The 2,679-nt window shown below is 61.9% G+C and carries 3 protein-coding genes; all 3 read left to right on the top strand.

All coding sequences use genetic code 11. The features are described from left to right. Positions 1 to 83 precede the first annotated feature (83 nt). The 3 genes from SPHV1_RS01035 to SPHV1_RS01025 all read left to right on the top strand — a co-directional run bounded on the left by SPHV1_RS01035 (position 84) and on the right by SPHV1_RS01025 (position 2,614). Complete coding sequence (locus tag SPHV1_RS01035) at positions 84 to 452, top strand: transposase (RefSeq protein WP_054944289.1); 369 nt, start codon at positions 84 to 86, stop codon at positions 450 to 452. Further along, positions 449 to 796 (top strand): IS66 family insertion sequence element accessory protein TnpB, encoded by a 348-nt coding sequence (gene tnpB, locus SPHV1_RS01030; protein WP_054944288.1) that lies wholly within the window; start codon positions 449 to 451, stop codon positions 794 to 796. Before SPHV1_RS01035 ends, tnpB begins: the two co-directional genes overlap by 4 nt. Before the next feature lie 159 nt (positions 797 to 955). Further along, a complete protein-coding gene (locus SPHV1_RS01025) occupies positions 956 to 2,614 on the top strand; it encodes an IS66 family transposase (protein ID WP_082430714.1) in 1,659 nt (552 codons plus the stop codon). Positions 2,615 to 2,679 lie beyond the last annotated feature (65 nt).

Genomic DNA, 2,679 nt, shown 5'->3' with positions numbered 1-2,679 from the left:
GGCCGCCTTGCCCGGACGTTGACCTAGTCGGAGTTAGCGCGAGTGCAAACGTCGTGTTTTGCACTGGAGTTAGCGAGGACGCGATGGAACGGATTACGGTGATGTCGGGCGTGGAGCGCCGGCGGATATGGAGTGCGGAACAGAAGGAAGCGCTGGTATTGGCGGCCTGTGCTCCCGGAGCGGTGGTATCGGAGATTGCACGGGCTGCGGATGTTCATCCGAGCCTGATCCATCGCTGGCGGCGGGAGCGCACGCAGCGGGTATGTTCTCCGGACAGCCAGGCGAGTTTTGTACCGGTGGTGGTGAAGGCGGAGGGTTCGGAGGGCTTACCGCGTGAATGCCAGCAGGGCTTGCGCGTGGCGGCGGTGATCGAGACGCGGGGCGCGGTGATCCGGTTTGGGGACGCGGCACGGCCGGAACTGGTCCGCGCGATCCTGGGGAGCGTGCGATGATCCCGGTTCCTGCAGATGTGAAGATCTGGATTGCGACGGGCCATACCGACATGCGCCGGGGCATGAACTCTTTGGCCCGTCAGGTGGAACAGCATCTGGACAGAAACTTCCACGATGGCGATCTGTACGTCTTTCGCGGGCGCCGCGGCGATCTGGTGAAGATCTTGTGGAGCGATGCGCTGGGCGTCTCGCTATATGCAAAGCGTCTCGAGAAGGGGCATTTTATCTGGCCCTCGGCCAAGGACGGTGCGATCGCCTTGACCCCCTCGCAGCTGGCCTGCATGCTCGAGGGAATCGACTGGCGTAACCCGCAGCGAACATGGCGGCCAAGCCGGGTTGGCTGAGACGGGACCCCGCTTACAAGACCCGCTCCGCCTGCTCAAACAAGCCTCTAAAAGGGGAGCAAAAATCCCGTCAAAACCTGAGAAAATCGTAGGTTTTCCGGGCATTTCTCGCTATAGGCGGGCATGCCTTCGAGCGACGACTTTCCTGAGATTTTACAGATGCACGCCGAGCTCGCGGCGGCGCGTAAACTTGTCCAGGCGGCTCAGGCTGAAGCCCGGGAAGCTCAGGCCAAGGCACTCGAGGCAGAGGCAAAAGCGGCCCGCATCCAGGCGATCAACGCCGACCTTCTGGCTCGCAACGCGCATCTCGAACTGATGAACGCGCTTATGCGCCGCGACAAATATGGAGCGAAATCAGAACGCGCGAGCCGGCTCATCGACCAGCTCGAGATGACCTTCGAGGAACTCGAGGCCGATGCCAGCGAAGCCGAAAGCCTCGCTGCTCAGGCTGCGGCCAAGACAACCACGATTGGCCCCTTCATCCGCAAGCGAACGACCCGTCGTGACTTTCCGGCAGATATTCCGCGCGAAGACGTGGTGATCCCCGCGCCCGAGCAATGCCCCTGCTGTGGCTCGGCTGAACTGAGCCATCTGCCGGCCGACATCACGGAAACGCTTGAGAAGGTGCCCGCGCGCCACAAGGTCATCCGTACCGTGCGCGAGAAAGTTTCGTGCCGCCAATGCGAAAAGATCCGCCAGGCACCGGCGCCCTTCCACGTGACGCCCCGGGGCATGTTCGGCCCGCACTTTCTAGCCGATCTCGTCTTCCAGAAATACGGGCTGCATCAGCCGCTCAACAGCCAGCGCGACCGATTCGAGGCGGCAGGGATTCCCTTGAGCCTCTCCACACTCGCCGATCAGGTCGGTGCTGTCTGCGCCGCGCTCAGGCCAATCGCCCTGTTGAACGATGCCCATGTTCTGGCCGCCGAGCGACTCCACGCCGACGACACCACGGTTCCCCTCCTTGCCAAATACAAAACCGAAGTCGCCCGCATCTGGGACTACGTGCGTGATGATCGTCCCTTCGGCGGCCCGGGGGCACCGGCTCTTATGTGCCGTTACTCCCGAAATCGAAGAGGCGAACATCCCCGCGCGCATCTGACCGGGTACACTGGGATCCTCCAGGTCGACCGCTACGCTGGCTTTAACGAGATGTTCGAGCAAAGCGGGACGGATGACAATATCGCCATGACCCGCGCAAATTGTTGGGCGCATGGTAGGCGTAAGCTGTTCGAACTGGTCGATGTGGCCAGGCAGCTGAAGCGCAAGAAGAAGGGAAGCGTGCCGCTCATCTCTCCCCTCGCACGCGAAGGGCTGGAGATGATCGACCGGATCTTTGCCGCCGAGCGGGAAATCATCGGCAAGTCTACCGAGGAACGCCTGCACGTTCGAAAGCACGAGGTCGCCCCATTAGTCGATCAGCTCAAGAACTGGTTCGACACGCAACAAAAGGCTCTCTCACGGCATGATCCCGTGGCCAAAGCCATCGCCTACTTCCTCAATGACTGGGAAGGCTTCACCGTCTTCCTGGGAGACGGCCGGATCTGTCTGACGAACAATGCCGCGGAGCGGCCGCTGCGCAGCGTAGCTCGGGGCAGGAAAGCATGGCTGTTCGTCGGTTCGGATCGGGGTGGAGAGCGCGCCGCGATGATGTTCGGCCTCATCGGCACCTGTCGGCTGAACGACGTTGATCCGCTCGCATGGCTCACCGATGTCCTTAGCCGCATCGCCGAAATCCCACAAAACCGGCTGCACGAACTGCTCCCATGGAACTGGAAAGCCCTCCAGAACTCCAACCCGGCGGAATTAGCCGCCTGACCTTCTCAACCGTCGCTAACTCCGGCGCTAGCCAATGAGCTTGCACCGCCGCTAACTCGCGCGAC

The organism is Novosphingobium sp. KN65.2, assembly GCF_001368935.1.
Taxonomy (GTDB): domain Bacteria; phylum Pseudomonadota; class Alphaproteobacteria; order Sphingomonadales; family Sphingomonadaceae; genus Novosphingobium; species Novosphingobium mathurense.
The sequence above is the reverse complement of the archived record's forward strand: the minus strand, read 5'-3'. Positions and strand labels throughout refer to the sequence as shown.

What these genes read in the sequence shown, in the direction of transcription:
- SPHV1_RS01035 (WP_054944289.1), top strand. Translation starts at nt 84, where the DNA reads ATGGAACGGATTACGGTGATGTCGGGCGTGGAGCGCCGGCGGATATGG.
- tnpB (WP_054944288.1), top strand. Translation starts at nt 449, where the DNA reads ATGATCCCGGTTCCTGCAGATGTGAAGATCTGGATTGCGACGGGCCAT.
- SPHV1_RS01025 (WP_082430714.1), top strand. Translation starts at nt 956, where the DNA reads ATGCACGCCGAGCTCGCGGCGGCGCGTAAACTTGTCCAGGCGGCTCAG.